Origin of the sequence: Nonomuraea sp. NPDC059023, from assembly GCF_042740095.1 — a bacterium.
Taxonomy (GTDB): Bacteria; Actinomycetota; Actinomycetes; order Streptosporangiales; family Streptosporangiaceae; genus Nonomuraea.
Genome location: NZ_JBHYIO010000009.1, coordinates 38927 through 55444 on the forward strand (window position 1 = coordinate 38927; position 16518 = coordinate 55444).

6 protein-coding genes and 1 pseudogene are annotated in these 16518 nt (G+C 63.4%); 3 read left to right on the forward strand and 4 right to left on the reverse strand.

Annotated elements, in window-relative coordinates; genetic code table 11:
- Positions 1-133 precede the first annotated feature (133 nt).
- Positions 134-3139 carry a putative dsRNA-binding protein gene (locus tag ACFWYW_RS17280; RefSeq protein WP_379619907.1) on the reverse strand — a complete coding sequence of 1002 codons (3006 nt, stop codon included), beginning with the start codon at positions 3137-3139 and terminating at the stop codon, positions 134-136.
- 76 nt (positions 3140-3215) lie between these two features.
- A complete protein-coding gene (locus ACFWYW_RS17285) occupies positions 3216-8612 on the reverse strand; it encodes a sacsin N-terminal ATP-binding-like domain-containing protein (protein WP_379619909.1) in 5397 nt (1798 codons plus the stop codon).
- A gap of 156 nt (positions 8613-8768) precedes the next feature.
- Between ACFWYW_RS17285 and ACFWYW_RS17290 the strand changes: the two genes are divergently transcribed.
- Positions 8769-9209, forward strand: coding sequence for a transposase (locus tag ACFWYW_RS17290; protein ID WP_379619911.1), 441 nt, complete (start codon positions 8769-8771; stop codon positions 9207-9209).
- A gap of 318 nt (positions 9210-9527) precedes the next feature.
- Here ACFWYW_RS17290 and ACFWYW_RS17295 read toward each other — a convergent pair whose 3' ends face one another.
- Complete coding sequence (locus ACFWYW_RS17295) at positions 9528-12146, reverse strand: hypothetical protein (protein ID WP_379641008.1); 2619 nt, start codon at positions 12144-12146, stop codon at positions 9528-9530.
- Between the two features lie 7 nt (positions 12147-12153).
- Complete coding sequence (locus ACFWYW_RS17300) at positions 12154-13626, reverse strand: hypothetical protein (RefSeq protein WP_379619915.1); 1473 nt, start codon at positions 13624-13626, stop codon at positions 12154-12156.
- A gap of 232 nt (positions 13627-13858) precedes the next feature.
- On the opposite strand from ACFWYW_RS17300, the gene ACFWYW_RS17305 reads away from it, so the two are divergent.
- Both ACFWYW_RS17305 and ACFWYW_RS17310 read left to right on the forward strand, forming a co-directional pair.
- Positions 13859-13993 (forward strand): hypothetical protein, encoded by a 135-nt coding sequence (locus ACFWYW_RS17305; RefSeq protein WP_379619917.1) that lies wholly within the window; start codon positions 13859-13861, stop codon positions 13991-13993.
- A 1217-nt stretch (positions 13994-15210) separates the two neighbouring features.
- Positions 15211-15978: pseudogene (locus ACFWYW_RS17310) on the forward strand (alpha/beta hydrolase fold domain-containing protein).
- Positions 15979-16518: the final 540 nt, after the last annotated feature.

A 16518-nucleotide genomic window follows, 5' to 3' on the forward strand; every position in this document is an offset into this window, starting at 1 on the left:
TAATTAGCGAGTACTCCTCAGCTGAAAGCGTTCTACTATCGTCAGCTCCCGACATGCGAGCACATTGGGGCTTAGGTGCATATTTGGGCTGGACCCCGCCAAGGAACCCGTAATCAGGGGGTGGGCGGCACGCCTAAAGTTTGGAAGCGATCTGTTTCAAGGCATTGATGTGGATCCGTGCGGCATCGAGCGCCTCGCTGGCCTCCAGGAGTCGGCGGTAGCGATTGGTTCTGTCGGCTGCCAGAGAGGCCTGCAGGGCTGACTCAAATATTGCAATCTGATCATATAGTGGCGGAATGTGACTCCGAAGCTCGCGAAGCAAGTTGCCTCCTTCGGCAGAAGCGTTAAGGGCTGCGAATCCTGCCTGCTCAATGACGGACGCCTCAGAGATCCTCCATTCTTCTTGGACGACTACCTTGATCACGATATCATTCGTGTCAAGGAAACAGGTCAGCGTGGGCGTGATCTCGGCCAGAAGTTCTGCTAAGGGTCCTATATCCCCTTGGAAACCCTCCTTTTGAGCACTGATGAGGACCAGCGCTCCGCCGGGCGCGGAACCAAGGCTGATGGTTGTTGCTGGGGTGGCGGATTTTCTGGCAGCTGTATCGACAAGTAGGCTGATCGCCGTAGCTTCGCTTGGTCTCAGCAGGACCTCGTCTCCTTGGAAACCATCCTCGATGTTGAGCGGCATCGAATGATTTTCGCTGAGTGCTGCCGTAACGGTGAAGAGGTCGTGCTCACCTTCCACGCTCACGCTATTGAAGCTGGTCGCAAGCTCTTTTAACTGGGTGTATGTAAAATCCCCCGGGGCCGCGTGGCCTTGCTCGGGGTCTAGCGATTCGCTCCAGCTGATCAGGCTGAGCAGTTGTGTCTTGGTGATCGGATGTGATCCTCTTTGGATTTGCGCTAGGGACTTCGTGTAGAAGGCGGCTAGGTGTTGCTGTTCCTCAGTTGTCAGCTCGCCGAGAATACAACTCGTCGCCGCCGCCCATTTCTTAAAGAGATCCAGGTCTCCGCTTGCGAGATATGAAAGGCCGAGATGCCCCTGGAGGATGCAGCGCTGCAGGTTTCTCTGCTCGACTCTCTCTACGTTGGCAATCTGCTCCTTAATATAGAAGGAAACCAGCCCTCTCTCGATCTGAGAGAGCTCTGACTCGTCCTGGTGGTAAGAGCTGAGCAGGGACAGGACCTCTTTGGCGGACTGAATCCTCGACCGAGTTTTCCCTGCATGGTAGAAGTCGCATTCAAGGGTGAACGTGTGGCTCTTCGACGTAAAAATAAGGTCGACGGCGTAAGACCTATCGTGATCTGGACCTTCCTCATAGAAGGCTGAATCGATCGCGATGTTGTACACGGCGCTCATATTGGCGAGCATCGTGAACCCGTCATGGATTGGTGCATAACTAGAGAGAAGTTCGTGCACTTCCTTTGGGCGCTTTTCGAGGACACTTGTCCCAAGGTATCGCCACGCGACGGCGAGCACTGCCTGGGCTACATCCGCCTTTGCGATATCCGGGTTGCGCGCCTGTCCTTTGCCGAGCAGCACCGTCCCGTTGAGTTTGAGCCGGTCGAACAACTCAACGCAGAAGTCGGCGCCGGGTGTTCCCATGCGAGCCTCGTCCTCATTCGGCTCAAGGTTCGTAGCGACAAGTCTCTGAACGAGCTCGTGGGTGCACAGCGTGTCGAAAACCACGGATCCATGGTGGGCAAGCAACGCGTTGTCTCGTTGCCGTGCGGAGAGCGCCAACTGTTGGTTCTCGTATGTCCAGGAGCGGTGAGTGAGCGCCTGGCTGAGCCACGCATCGCTTTCGTGAGGCAGTTCAAAGAGCCGTCGCAGATCATAAACGGCTTGACGATGCCGATCCGGAGGATTTCTGTAAGTCATTGGGACCGACTTGTTTGATCCGCCTTGCTGCGACTGAGCTTGACCCAGGGCCGTAGAGAAATATCGGCGAACGAACACCTCTGAGGCAGCCTGTGCTGCCCTCTTCTTGGACTGCCCACGTCCCTTGCCGATCCGCCCGCGCAAGTCACTAACCGTTGCCTCGAATGACCTGTTGTGGTCGGGCCCTTCCTCGACATATTTCCATGTCAGGCCGTCGCGTTGAGCGTACTGCTCCAGCAGCGTGCGCCAGTCTCTCTGTCCTTCCATGGCCGATCGAGTCCGGCTGTACGCGGATTCGGCGATTCGGTAGACAGTCTCGATTCCACCTGTGAGGGCAAGCATGCCGATGATCTGCCGGATTGCCATGGAGGCAGACTTGCTCGGCCGCGCCGCGCTTTCGGAAGTTTCTCCCCGCCCGAAGAGAACGGCACCGAGCGACATGAATTGCTGATCCACGGCCTTGTCCGCGGCAGAACTGAGGGTGTTCATTGCGGTGCTCTGCGCGCCAGATGACTCCGGTAGGTGATCGGTTAGGTAGCGGTCCAGGAGAGCAAGCTTGAGCCAGCGCTTCCCAGTTTCTTCCAATGCGTTCAGAAGTTTCGCGTTCATCTGTGCCGAGAGCGCGCGCTCTCGTTCATACAGATAGCTCTTGTGCATTGTTGCTATGCGGAGCCATCGGGCGCGCACGGGGTTCTCGCGCATATCCCAACCATGCGCGGCGAGGAACTTGATTAGTCCTTCGCTCAGCGGAACAGCATCAACCCATGAGCCGGGATCTCCCAATGTTGGGTGATCCGAGTTGTCGACAACGATGAGCGCTCTTTGGACGGATGGGGTGGTCGGAGTCCGATACGGATTGGGGGTATAGTTGGGTGCCGAAGTGGGGAATCGCTTCGGGGGCCGTGGGGTTTGCCTCCCGGGCCTGTTCTTGATGGTGGTACGTGGCTTTCTGGAGTCGCCGTTGTCGATGAAATCCGCTATCTCTCGCAGGATCCATCCCGGCACTTCGTCGGAGGCAGCTCCCTGCCTGCTCACAACCTGGGCGAGATGGAAATAGTGGGCGGCACGTCCCAGATTGTCGGACAACGCGTGCCGCTCGCCCATCTGTTGAAGGATCCTACGGAACCGGCGTTTGGAAATCTCCAGCTGAGAAGAAATTCTGATGCGGTCCAGCTGCTCAATCGCTAGGCGGAGTAGGGCCATTTTGTGCAACGGCACAGCAATAGGCGGCTCGGCCAGGGCGACGACACCCACCCAACGGTTTCCGCCACTGTATGAAGGCATGGGGTCTCCCAGCTGAATCAGCGATGGTCGGGTACCTTAAGCATGCTTAAGTCTCTAATTGGTAGGAGAAGCGCAAAGAGCCACCTTCGGTGCGATATTTTTCGCGCCCCGCAGTGCTGAAGGGATTGGGAAGTCTGGTAACGGTTGTCCTTTCGGGATCGAGCACCCAGGTGACGACCAGAATGCTCCACCGGCGGTTCACCGTATAGTGCTGCGCGGCTCGAACTTCGCTCTCTCCGAGTTCGATCTGACCGCCATCGCCCCGAGTTGCTTTCACCTCGAACATTCGGGTGTGCTGGCCAGAGCCAAGAATGAAATCGTAGCCGAGGCTGTCGTCTCCCCGCGATCCTGGGAAAACGTGCCGACGGTTGCTCGATACCCAGATGTTCTCATCGGCCGCCTGGTACCTGGCGCGGAGCCACTCGTAGGCGATCAACTCGCCCGCGAATCCAATCGCTCTGCGCTGGTCTTGAGAAAGCTCACGTTGGTCGCTTACGAACCCAGTGCTCCGACTTCCCCGGGAGCCCGAGAGACTGCGGGCGGGTAAGGGCTGCAGATTGGCGAAGTGATCATTGCCGGCGATTATCGCGGAGTTCTCGTCCAAACCTTGTCGCAGTTCTGCCGCAAGGTCCATCAAGTCTCCGGAGCTGACGTCAAACTCCCGGTCACCCACGGAAACGATTCGTTGACGGCGATAACGGTCACCCTCCGTCGCACGCGCGGCTGCCGACCGCTCATGTTCGACCAATGCCGGAGTCAGGTCATGGGCGGCGGGATTCATGGTCGTCGGCATGCCAGCCGGCCAATGGCTCAGGGTGGCTAGCCAGGCCACGACATCCTCATTGGTGAGGCGGCGGAAGTCCAGGGCACCGCAGCGGTCCAGCAGGGTGGCCACTTCGCCAACTGGATCGCTGCCCGCCAGCGCGGTGGGCAAGGAACGTCGTGTCGCCCCGACCAAGGCGACGATCTCGGGGACAACGGCGCGAACGACGTTGAGGTTCTCGATGCGGAGCCGTTCAATGGCTGGCAGGGCCTCGCCCTCCATCGGTACAGGAATGCCATCAAGGCGTACTGACAGGGACTCCTCGATGTGGGAGTCCCGAAGTTCGGGGGATGCCTCGTCGAGGGTCAGCGCCCAAGCGTCGGGCGCGGTGATCCACTGAAGGGATTTCAGGTCGGCCCAGCCGCTGATGGGCTCCCGCTCGTCAAATTGGCTCAAGAATGCCCAGCGGAGACGGTTAAGGAGCTCGGATCGCCTTACGTCTACAAGCTTTTGTATGGCTTCCTCATGCGCCTCCGCATGGCTGATCGGCGAGTAGCGAGGAGCAAGTGCCACGAGCGTCCGGTTGAACTCGGCGAAGTCTAGTTGTGCGATCTCTCGCAGCTCGCTGACGTCTCGGGCATTGCGGGCGGCTCTGATCAGTTCGTCGGCCGGGAGGGGGAGCTCAGCTTCGTGCTCGACAAGGAGCGCTTGGAGCCCTCGGATATCCCGGGGTGGAGGCACTACCAGCTCTCGCGCTTGATCCACTCCCAGGGAATGCACCAGCACCGGGTACATACGCTCGATGACGCCCGCCAGCGAACCCTCGATTCGATGGACAGTGTCCCTGTACTGGGATATTGATATTTCCAGGGCGACCGCGAGCTGTTCCTCCGTGGGGCACGTGACGTTGGCGTACATGTTTCGCAGTTGATGGGCAGACAAACGGAAGCGCACCATGATCTCGGGCTCGCTCAACACGTGGCCGAGGGCATATGCGAGCTTCTCTAGAACTTCCCAGGTGAGCTCCTCTGTCATGACCCGGGGTGCCACGATGAGGGGGAACTGATCATCGGGCACAGGGAGGATGCCGGATTGGCGGTCGGGCAAGAACACCGCTGAACGGTCGAGGGCGATGGCCAACGACTCATAGCCGTGCAGGCGGACTTTCCGGGCAGCCGCGACAAGATCGGCGAGTTCGCCGTCGGTCGGGCGGATGGCGAGCGCATGGTCGGCCAAGACGCCGATGGCGTAGGGGAGCCAGGAGAGTCGCCGATGAAGAGGGACGCCTAAATTCTCGACATTCAGCGGCTGATCGTCGACATGGACGGAGAGCGCTGCAGCATCAACGTGCTTGATCTTTCCTGGGCAGAGCCGCGCGAGGAGCTCGGTCGCCTTCTTCGCCGTCCCGGGCACGACGAGCAGGGCGTTCTCAGTCTCACGGATGAACTGCACCGTGAGACTGTCGCGCTCATCGCTGACGTACAGGAGCCCCTTGCCATCGCGTAGGTCGTTGAGGGAAATCGTGTCCAGCGCGTCTCCGACCTCCACCAGGATAGGAGTGCTCGTTAACGGAAGAAGCTCAGTGTCTGCGAGCGTGTACGATCTCGCACGAGCGGTCAGCTGCTCCCACGCGTGTTGATTGGCCCGTTGAATCGGCAGACGGTCGTACGCCTCAACCGACCCTGAACTTACCAACTCGCCCAAGGTGGCGATAAGTCGCGCACTGTCCTCTGGAGCGCCCCAGGTAGGCATACCGAACTCACGCAGGCGGGAGCGCGTGGTGTGGTTCTTGACGAGTGATCGTAGGTTGTGTGGGACGGGCTGAATGAAGGAAGGCTCATCTTCGATGTCATCGGGGATGTGCCATGCGGCGGCAGGCGTCACGAACCTCAGGGAACGGTCCCGGTTACGCACGGGCAGCCACGACTGTCCGCGGAGGAAGGCCGCCATGGGTGTCGGAATCTCGATCACCTGCTGATTGCGGGAGTTGTCGCTGGTCCACCGGCTGGCGAAGTGGCTGCCGTTCCATCGGCTCAGACCATGAAGCATCAGCCGCGCGTAAGCGAGTCGTCCTTGCTGGCTGAACGTAGCGACCACACCCTGTCCGGGCAGGCGAAATGCTGGTGTGCCGTAGAACCAGGTGCGTGAACGGCTGGTGGAAGGCTGGCGATTGCGAACCGTAGGCTCCCATTGCTCGACAACCTCGCGTGAGGCTTTCGCATTCGCCACGATGAACCGCGCACCAAGGGCTGAACCATAGATCGTGGTGACCGCGTCCTGAGAAGAGACGGGCACGAGGCCATCATTAACGCCGATATTCTGGAGAAAGATCCGCCAGTCCTCCGGGGAGCCCCCCAGTTCGACCAGCCTTTGCGGAGGGACAACGAACTGCTCTTCGATCGCCTTCAGGTCAAGGCATATCCCACGCCCTTCGGCCACAACGGTGGCCAGGTCGTTGCCCTGAGTGTTGCTCCACCCTTTTCCGAACACCGTCTGTTCTACCGGCAGGAGCTTTCCCGACTCCGTTGGGACGTACAGCCCCAGGTTGCGGATGACAGATGGCTGAGCGACTCCCTGACGCGAGCGGTGGAGCTGGCACACGAACCCTAGCGCCTGAATCCGGAGTTCGTCGGAGGGGCCCTCTCCTAGCGCATGCCCGATATGGTCGAGCAGCCCTTTTATGTCAAAAGTGCGGACAAGTTGGCCCTCCGTCAGGAACCTATGTACTTGACGGTTCTGCTGTTGTGTTTCGTTCGCCAATTGTAGAGCGGGATGAATGTAGAACAGCCGCTTCTTGAGTGTTCTGGGCACGGGAAGTCCATTGAGGCCAGCTGCTTCGGCCGAGGTTGGCTGGAAGAACGCTTCGTGTCGTGCCCCCCTTTCCACACCGTCCTGAGGCGAACTTCCATTGAAGTGGCGTAATCTCCCATCATCCGCTAGGAGAAGTTTTCTGCCCCGGAGCACGTCACCGTGGTCCTTGAAGAGCCGGTAGAGATCGACGTAGACGTTGTCCCACACCCCGACGGCCTCACTGGAGTGAGGTATCGGTAGCTTGACGACGACGCGCTCAACGTAGCCTGCGAGCTGCACGTATGTCGTTGGTACTCTGCCGAGCGCTTTGCAGAGCGTGAGCAGGCGAGTAAGCCTACCGCTTGCAACCTCTGAGTCGGCTACTACGATTCCGACGTCAAGGGCTGCTGCGGCGGTAAGCACCACCAGATCTCCACTGGGCCAGCGCACCGCCGAGCGCGGAGCGCCCCACGAGACGCTTGGTGAGTTCCCATCTAGAATTGGCACCACTGGAACGTCCAGGAAGTCGCAGTCATGCACACGATGTGCTGCAGCAGACACCAGGCCGGCCCAACCTGCGTCCCAACTGACGAGGTCGACTGCCATCTGCCGCGCCCCTGGGCCGATCATCTCTCGCAGCTGCTCCGCCGCCACCAAGGCGGTTTCCGCCAAGGCGGTGAAGAGCATTGCATTCAAGTCGTGGCCACGGTCCAGGGCGGTACGATCCACGCTGGTGAAGAAGGGCGCGTTGATATGTCCGGGGAGCGGAGCTTCGACATCGTCGCCGAGCGGGAGGAAGGTATAGATCCGGCCGTTGCCTGCGGTCGCCTTCCCGGTGGGAAGGGCGATCTCCACCACGGCGGGTTCCGACCAGTCATGCCAGGACTCATCCAAGTCACCCTGCGAGACGGCCGCGGTGACGGTTTCCCGCAATCGTGGCAAGGGGACACGCCCACGCGTCACCATGAACTGGCCCAGGTCACCCAGATTGACCTGGGCGAATGAGACGGCCGGAAGCGAGGGGTCCGACTCGGTGCTTGACCAAGGACCCTCCAGTCGCAGCTCCTCACGAGTGAGATCTATCCGCTGGGACGTGCCGGTGCTCTCGCAGTGCTCCAACACCATTGTGTTGAGACGGCTGAGGAACAGCAAGACCGGAACTTCCGCCAGAGCCAGCTCCCGCCAGAGGCGAGCTGCGTCGTCGCGTGCGCGCTCGTTCTTTAGTGGGAGCCGCACAATTGTCACATGCCCATCGGCGGCCAAGTCTCTGCAAGCCCTAGGTAGCTCGCTGATCGGGAAGGGAACTTGGAAAGCCGGAAACTCCTCCGCCGCCCTTGTTGCTAGAGCTGGGTCCTGAAGCAAGTCCAGCAAGTCATCCCGTGTCGCGAACCGGAAGCGGTAGCCACCCAGCTTTGGCGAGGCCGGTTCGTCGGGTCCATCGCTATAGATCTCAGGTGCCTCCGTGAGTTCCAGCACGCTGCGGAAGCCCACGCCCTTATTGCCGATACCGTCGCCGACTGTCTTCTCACTCATGGCGAACTTGCAGATCGCCATGACGCTGTCCCACGTGAACGGGCTGCCTCCGTTTGCGACATACAGAGTGCCGTGGGCTCCTTCGGTCTCATCGAGGAGGATGTGAACGCGCCCGTCGTGCCGGTCACCAGGGTGGGCATCGTGCGCATTCTGCAGGAGCTCCAGAAGAGAACGGCCCCTGTAGTCTCGTGCATTGGCACGTGAGGCAGCGTTGAGCTGGGGTGCTGGCTGCCATGTCGTCGTCGCTTGCCACTCCTTGAGGATAGTCAGCGCGTAGTCCCGCAGTTCCTCGGCGTGCCGGTCGAGCGCCGCACTCGTGGTTTGCAGTTTCCCAGCGTAGATCTGCGCTTCGACCATGGTTTCCCCGCCCGATGTATGAGTTGGCGCTTAACGTAACGCATGCCTCCGACATTTCTCTCCGGGGTGGTGCAAGGTTTAGTCAGGAGCCCTCAGTGGGCTTGATCCGGTTTGACGGACATCCGAGATCGGGGGTTCGTCCCCGAAAGGATGTCCATGATGGAAAGCATGGGGAAGAAACCGCGTCCTCGCCGCTCGTTCACACCGGAGTTCAAGGCCGAGATCGTCGAGCTGTGCTGGCGCGGTGACCGCTCGGTCGGCCGGGTGGCCAAGGACTTCGATCTGACCGAGACCGCGGTGCGTGACCGGGTCCGCCAGGCCGAGGTCGATTTCGGCCGACGGGACGGGCTGACCAGCACCGACCGGGAGAAACTGGCGGCACTGAGCCGGGAGAACCGCCGACTGCGCGAGGACGTCGCCCCAGGCTTGATCTGCTCCCCGCGCGTGCCTGGGGTGACTCGTAAATCAGGGGTGGCCGTGCATGAACAAGTGGCCGAAGCCGAGGCGGTCTCGATGGTGACGTTGAGGGCAACGCACGCCTCGGCTCGGTGTGCCGCGTACATCACCTTGCCGCGGGTTTCGAGAGTGGAGCCGTAGAGGTCTTGATAGCAGACTGTGGCACCGAACTGCCGCCCCGTAACGTAGACGATCTTGGTGAGGCCCGAGGGATCGGCGCACAGTCAGCACATTGGCCCAGGATAAATCATGGATGCAACGCTCGTCCGTCACTACATCAGTGTCACCCACGGTCGTCCGCCCGTCCACAGACGATCTAGTTTGCTCATGAGCCGAGCCACTCCTACCGCCGCAGGCTCAGACGCGGGCGTGGCCCGCGCCGCCGCGCCGCGCCCAGCAGCTAATGACATACATCGACGGTGAGATACCCATCAGGAAAGACCTCATGCAGCACGGGGCTTAGCTCGGCCATAAAGTGCAATCAAGCGGAGGCCGGAGATCGGGGCGCAGGCCCAGGTCCGCCAGCACCGCGAGCGCCTCGGGAAACGGCCCCAGGAGCGAGCCGTGTCGCACTATCTGGGCGCCGTCGAAGCTGCGCTGGGCGGCGAGGCTGCGTGGGTCGCGAAGACCGGTGAGCCGGTAGTGACGCCACAAGGTGCGCGGCCCGGCCTCGACGGTGAAAAGATCCGGCCGGCGCCAGACGACGAGCGCCCAACTGCCGCTGGATGAGGTGGCCCAGGCGCCGACGAGGCCGGATGCCTGGGCGGCCGCGACAGCCTGGAGGGCGACGAGGCATGCATTGCCAAAGGTACCGGTGACGTGCAGCAGGCGTTCGCCATGCCGGTGCACGTCGCGGCCCTGCTCTGCCAGCGTGCGCACAGCCTCCTCGTGAGGGTCGGCCTGGACAATCTCGGCGGCTAGCTTCAGCACCGCCTCCGGGTTTAGCGCCGGGCCGAACGCCTCCTGCAGCATTTCGCAGTATTGCTCGACGTATTCGGGTTCGGCGGCTGGGAGGAGGTGATCCACGACGGCGGCGGATCGGGTGAAGGCGACCGTGGTGGCGGTGCTGACGTGGCGAGGCGCGTGGGCGCGGAGCACTGCGAGGCCAACCGCTGCCAGGCTGCCCACTTGCGGTTCTACCGCGGCGGGCGGTGTGCCGACACCCAGTTCGCGTACGGCGTTTGCCAGGAGGTCGAGCCAAGCGCGGTCGTCGCGGTCCCATGCGCCCGCCGCGGCGGTCCAGAGCAGGAGCCTGGTGACGAGCATCCGCTCGGGCAGTTCCAGTGTCGGCGCGACCTGGGTGAGGCGTTCAGCCCACCGCTGGTATCGAAGACGTACTACGGCGTCGGCTGTGCGCAGGTCGGGAGGCGGTGTGACGGCGGTCGGCGGGTCGGCCACGGTCTCGGGGTCGTCGTTGTCGAGTCCGGCATCGTCGTCGTCTGCGAACTGCTCGTCCCAGGACACCGGCAGCAGTTCCTCGTAGGCAGGTTCTCGCTCGGCCGGGAGCGCGGGCAGTCCGAGGGCGAAACGCAGCAGAGGCGTTCCGAGACGTCCGGCGCATCCGTCGAGGTAGGTGGCCCATCCGCCACCGGATCGATCGGAGACGACCTCGGCACGCGCGGTCTCAGCCGGCGCCGCGGCCGAGAGCGCGGCGGCCGAAGCGGGAGGCCGGGTCAGCATGGTGGCGAGTGTGCTGAGGTCGGCGAGGAACTTGCCGGCCAGTTGCTCGTTGGTGAACAGCTGGCCGGGCCTGGTCGTCGGCGCGGGGGTACCGCTGAGGCCGTACCGGTTCTGCGCGCGGAGGGGGTCGACGACGAAGACGACGTTGCTGAGACGTGCCTGGCCGTCCAGGGTGGTGACGAAGCGGAGCCGGCTGCCGCCATCGGCAGGCTGCGTCAGCATGACCTCGGCTACATCGGCGGGCACCTCGCCGACGCGTTCCCACGTCTCGGGCGGGGCCGCTGCGGCGGACATCTCCAGGTATCCGCTGGCGCGTAGCGTGCGCGCGAACATGACGTGCAGACCCTGCTCGACCCGGGTGGCGCCGAGCAGGAGCGGGCCGTTCCGCCCTTTTTGTGGGCGGATCGAAAACTTCAGCGGGCGTAGATCGGCAGCGGGCACAGTCGCGCCATCGGGAATGCGGGAGGCGTAGATCGGCGCGATGAGGCCGAGTTCGCAGTTACCGCCGTTCTCCAGGGATGTGGACAGTGCAGCGGCCGAAAGGTTGGGACTGCCGGTGAGCGCGTACCGGCGGCCCTCGGCCACCCATTCGATGAGCTTGCCGTGACGGTAGCGGGGTTCGGCGTCGAGGCGGACGTCGGTGTGGAGTTCGGTGACGAGGTCGGCGAGCGCCTGGCCGTCGAGCTGGGTGAAGCCGGGCTGGAAGCTGACGATCAGCCGCTGTGGCCGCATGCGCTCGACCAGGCGGCGGAGGGTGACGGCCCCGGGATCGTGGAATGGCGCGCACACCGCGAGTTCCTCGACCGGGCCTGCGGGGAGTTGGTCCATGATGGGCTGCTCGCTGGACGACACCAGCCGGGGATCTGGGTGCACGGCCTCGGCCCGCTCGCGCAGGGCCGCAAGCCCAGCGGCGACCCGATGCAGCGCCTCCGGCACACGCCTGGAGAACCGGACCCGGTCCGGCAGTCCGGATAGCCACAACGCGAGGTCGCCGAACAGGTCTGGGACGTGGTGCTCATCGGCCCGCAGCACGGTCCACAACTCTGCGTTCGCCTGCCATCCAGCGAGCGTGGCGTTCCCGGAGCCGATGGCGACGGTGGCCCGCTGGGGGCCGACCAGCGCCATCAGCTTGGGGTGGAAGGCTCCGCCGCACACGGCCTGGCCGGGCAGGTAGGCGCGTCCTGCACGGCGTACGGCCCTCGGGTCGATCGTGCTCATCGCGGCATCGCCGACCAAGCTCACCCGTGCCCCGCACATCTGGGCGACGCCCAGCACGACCGACTCGAAGAAGCCGAGGTCGGTGGTGAAGCTGAGGAACAATGCCTCCTCGGCTTGCCGGTCTCCGTACCGTTCCTCCTCCATCAGGAGCGTCAGCGGGGAGGCGAGTTCCAGGTCCACCAGCGGCTCAGTCAAGGAGCACCTGCCCGGCATCGGTCACGCGCCAGGTTCCGCCGGCCAGTCCGAGCACTCCGGCGCCAGCCAGCACGGAGGTGAGCTGCGCCAGCCTCAAGCCAACGTCGCCACGCCCCTCCTGGCTGGTCCGAAAGAGCAACCCGTCGCGTTCGTGGAGACGGGTGGGCAGCCACAGCGTCCCATCCGGCCGTCGGCGGGCCTTCGACAGCGCCACGCGTCTGCCGCGGGTCAACAGGTCGTGGGTGAGCCGCCGGGCGAAGTCACGTGTGGAGCCGGACCGCGACTCGGATAGCCGCCACGCCATCCACTCGGGGCCGAGCTCGACTCCACGTTGCCCGAGGAAGGCGTCGCGTACCCGGCCGGACAGCTCCTGCACCCGCCGGGCGTTGACCATCAAAACCGCCAGTTCGCCTACTGGGTCGGCCAGACCGCTCGGCCGCAACTGTTCCTCGGCGGGGGCTGGGGCGCCGGTCGGGCTGACGGTGGCGGGCAGCCCATCCACGAACGCAGCCAGGGTTCCGTCCGGCATGCTGCCGGCGAACCGCTCGGCCAGGTCGTCGGCGAGCATCACACCGTCGACCTGGGACACCAGCCATGACCAAAGGCGTCTCCAGGCGCTCACCGCGTAGTTGCGTAACATCACCCCGCGCCAGACCGGAGCCGTCTCCAACGAGGCGATGACGGGATCGCTCGTCAGGAAGTCGCCGTACGCGATCACTGGTCTGACATCGTTGGTGACGTCGCCGATCTCGTAGGTCCGCATCACCCGCGCGAGCAGCCGGATCGTATTCCGTCTGCTGAGCCCGGCGGCTTCGGCGGGCTGCTCGCCGGGCAGACAGAGCAGCCTCGCCAGCCACGTCCCGTCGGCAGCTCCACCACCTGCGCACACGCACAGGTGCGGGTAGCCGCGCAGTTCGTCCACGGCCAGGCTCGAGCGGGCCGCCAGCTCCAGGACGCCGTCGAGCCCCGTCGCTACTTGCTCGGCCGCGCAGGCAGGGCCCGGGGTCGGCATGCTCGCGGGCACGAGGATCCCGAGGGAGACCTCCGACGCCGCGTATGGATTCCAAAAGCCCCACACGTTACGTACGTAGCCGCCCTTCACCGGCTGTGCTGCGTCGGCCATGACGACCTCGCCGCCCTGCAGCCGGCCCGCGAGTGCATCGAGGCCGTGCGCCCGCGGCAGCCCGGTCTCGCCGTGCTCGTGCGCGTACGACACCGCCGCCATAACCACCTCGCAACGACGCAACAAGTCCTGCGCCGCGTGCAGGGACAGGTCACGGCGTTCGGCCTCGATCGCGACCAAGGCGTGCAGGCTGTAGTAGCGGGCGTGTGGCGTCACTGTCGTCACGCCCGGCACCAGCAGGTCGGCCATCCGCATCACGTGCCGCTCGATCGACAGCGGATACCTGCCCGCGGCGACGTCGAGCCCGCTGGTGCTCCACGCAGGACCCTGCGCCGCGTACATCGAGGTCTCCCCGGATCTTCGACACTGTCAAACGCCGACACTATCGAGCATGTCCGCTTGATGACAGCAGATGGTGAGAAGACTGTCACTCAGAGAAGACGGCGCGAAAATGCGTCTGGCCACTGATCGGTAGGCGGGAATCTTGCCTTCCTTTGAGCTGACGAAGAGAGGGACGTCCGAAGAATGAGAACGCTGGCAGGGTGTGCAGCGTCGTGTACCGGAAGAACCTGCCGTGGACGACGCCGCGGGCCTGGTGGACGTCGGGCTGCCCTTTCCCGAGCTGCGACCGCGCGACCTGTTCATCTGTGTATCGGCCGGTGAGTCTGACGTGCTCGGCTCGAACGCGGGCGGCGCGGTTGCGGCGTGAGTGACCAGGTGGAGCCATTCGAGCCCTGTGACAAGATGTACCACGCGGATATGGTCGACCGACCCGGCGCCAACGCTGAGCGCGACGTGGTCGATGAGCGCATCCCGGCCCGCAGACCCGCCACGCTCGCCTCGGACGAGTGACCAAGCGGAGCTGGCCCGGCTACCCGCCCTGCGGTGGCTTTTGCGCCTAGCTTGGCCGAGCCGCCCTCATGCGCGCCCGGGTCTCGGCTGGCCTGCCGCCTCCATCGTTGCGGCAGGGCTCCTCATCACCAGAGAGCCTCCAGGAACACCCGTAGCTGAGGTTGACATCCCTGAGCCGAACAAATCGGATTGGTTAAGGCCGCGCAATCACGCCATCGGTTGCTCAGTGGTTGCTGTTCGGCCATCGGCACCCCGAAACCCCACGCGGCATTCTGGGACAGCCTGAGACTGACATTTTATTCACGAAGCGACACAGAGGCACACGTAGAGTAACGGCTCGACATAAGAGCCATAGGCTCTAAATCAGCGCGCACTCCTCAGCTGAAAGCGTTCTACTATAGTCAGCTCCTGACAAGCGAGCACATTGGTGCTTAGGTTGATATTTGGGCTGGACCCCGCCGGGGGCACATCACACATGGGCATCTCCATCGGGGGTGCCTCTTCGTTGGTCCCCTCAACCGCGAGAGCAGCGCCCGCAGCATGCTGTATCGCGCCCAGAGCTGGTGATCGCTACCTTGCAAGTCGCGGTGTTGGTCAGTTTGTCGTAGTAGATCTCCAGCCGAAAGGCGTCAAACAGACACCGCAAGATGGTCTCGGCATCAAGGACAGCTCGATCGCTCCGACCGGGATCTCATCGAGCACACCTCGGTCGGGTCAGGTTGGGTCGTGGAGTTCTCGCTGCTTCGCTGCCCGCTCCGCAGCGAGTTCGGCGGCCCGGGTCTCAACGTCATGGACAAGGGTGCCGGTAGGGTCATCGGTCATTTCCAAGGTACGGACGAGACGCCTTTGACGGATATCGATCTCGGTGACCGAGCGACTGAGCGCGTCACTCTTGGCCTGATGCTCAACGACCGCAGAGTCTTAATTGCTGTTCGGGCACGGTCGAGGTAGACCGCGCGGGCGGAACCGAAGATCCGCCTGGCGACGAAGTCGCTGACGCCTGGCGCTAGGGAAGCAGCGCGCCAAATTGGCTGTGCAATCGCCGCCCAGGCGTCGGAGTATCCCAACATCACTGTGGAAGAACTGAATGCGGTTCGTCCGGACGGCGGAGAAGTCTCCCCTCGGCTCCCGCGGCCCGACGCCGGCGATGATCTCCCGGTGCTGCTCTGGCTTCACGGCGGAGGGCAGGTGCTGGGTTTCGCGGCACAGGACGACCCGAGCCAGAAGAGGTTGATCGACCAGGTGTTCTGCGCCGTCGTCGCTGTGGACTATCGCCTCGTGCCCGAGGCACCGGCACCCGCGGCCGCCGAGGACGGATTCGCCGCCTATCGCTTCGTACTTGGAAATGCCAGTGCGTTTAGGCTGGACCAACGGCGTATCGGAATTGCCGGGGAAAGCGGGGGCAGCGGAATCACCGCGGCAGTCTGTCTCATGATCCGGGATAGCGGCTTGCCGTCACCTCTTTTCCAGGGCCTCCTCAACCACATGCTGGATGATCGGAACACGACGCTGTCAAGCGAGGAGGTCGCCGACGTCGGCGTGTGGGACCTTGAAACGAACCTACTGGCGTGGAAGGCCATCCTCGGAAAGGCTGATTCGGAGGTGCCCTAATATCAGGCGCCGACTCGCGCGACGCGCTTTTACGAATTTCCGCCGACTTTTCTGGCTGTCGCCGAAATCGACGTGGTCCGCGATGAGGGCCTTCATTACGGTTCGCAGCTCATCGCCGCTGGTGTGCCGGCGACCTCAATCACTTCGCAGGGGCATTCCATGGTTTCTACCTGTTCACACCGGAATCCCGGTTGGCACGCCGGTTCGCTTCGACGTGGTTCGACTACCTGAAGAATATCTTCGCTCGATAGGTAGGCCTGAACGCCCGTTCCCCGAGTCCAGCCGAGATACCGGCAAACCGGCCACCACCCGGGTCCGAAGGCCATAGTCGACCCAGCTGCTCCCAGTGACCGCGGTGCTCAGCGACCAGGCCCAGGAGCGCGGCGGCGGTATCTGCGCCCTGGGCGGGACCCCGAACATGGGCAAGGCGATGTCCCGCCTGGGCCTGCCGGCCGGGCCGCTGACCAGTGGGTGGCTCCTGGGTCGCCGCCGCGGCCCGGGCCTGATCGGCTCGCATGCCGTCACCCCAGGCAAGCCCAGCAGGCCGACTCCTCCGCATCAAGTCCGCCTGTGGCCGCAGGAACGGTTGCCGGTGAGCGGGCATGCGAAGTCGAGTTCCCCGACCCCTGCCGCTCTACGCTGGGAAACTTGGTGATCAGAGGCAGCGGACGGGTTACCGTCAGATCTTGGTGTTGAAGAGCGGGAGGGTGACGCCGGGTGGGACGGTCTTGGGGTCAGGTTGTGTTGACGCGGGTGGGGGTGGCGCTCTTA

What these genes read in the sequence shown, in the direction of transcription:
- ACFWYW_RS17285 (WP_379619909.1), bottom strand. Translation starts at nt 8,612, where the DNA reads ATGGTCGAAGCGCAGATCTACGCTGGGAAACTGCAAACCACGAGTGCG.
- ACFWYW_RS17290 (WP_379619911.1), top strand. Translation starts at nt 8,769, where the DNA reads ATGATGGAAAGCATGGGGAAGAAACCGCGTCCTCGCCGCTCGTTCACA.
- ACFWYW_RS17300 (WP_379619915.1), bottom strand. Translation starts at nt 13,626, where the DNA reads ATGTACGCGGCGCAGGGTCCTGCGTGGAGCACCAGCGGGCTCGACGTC.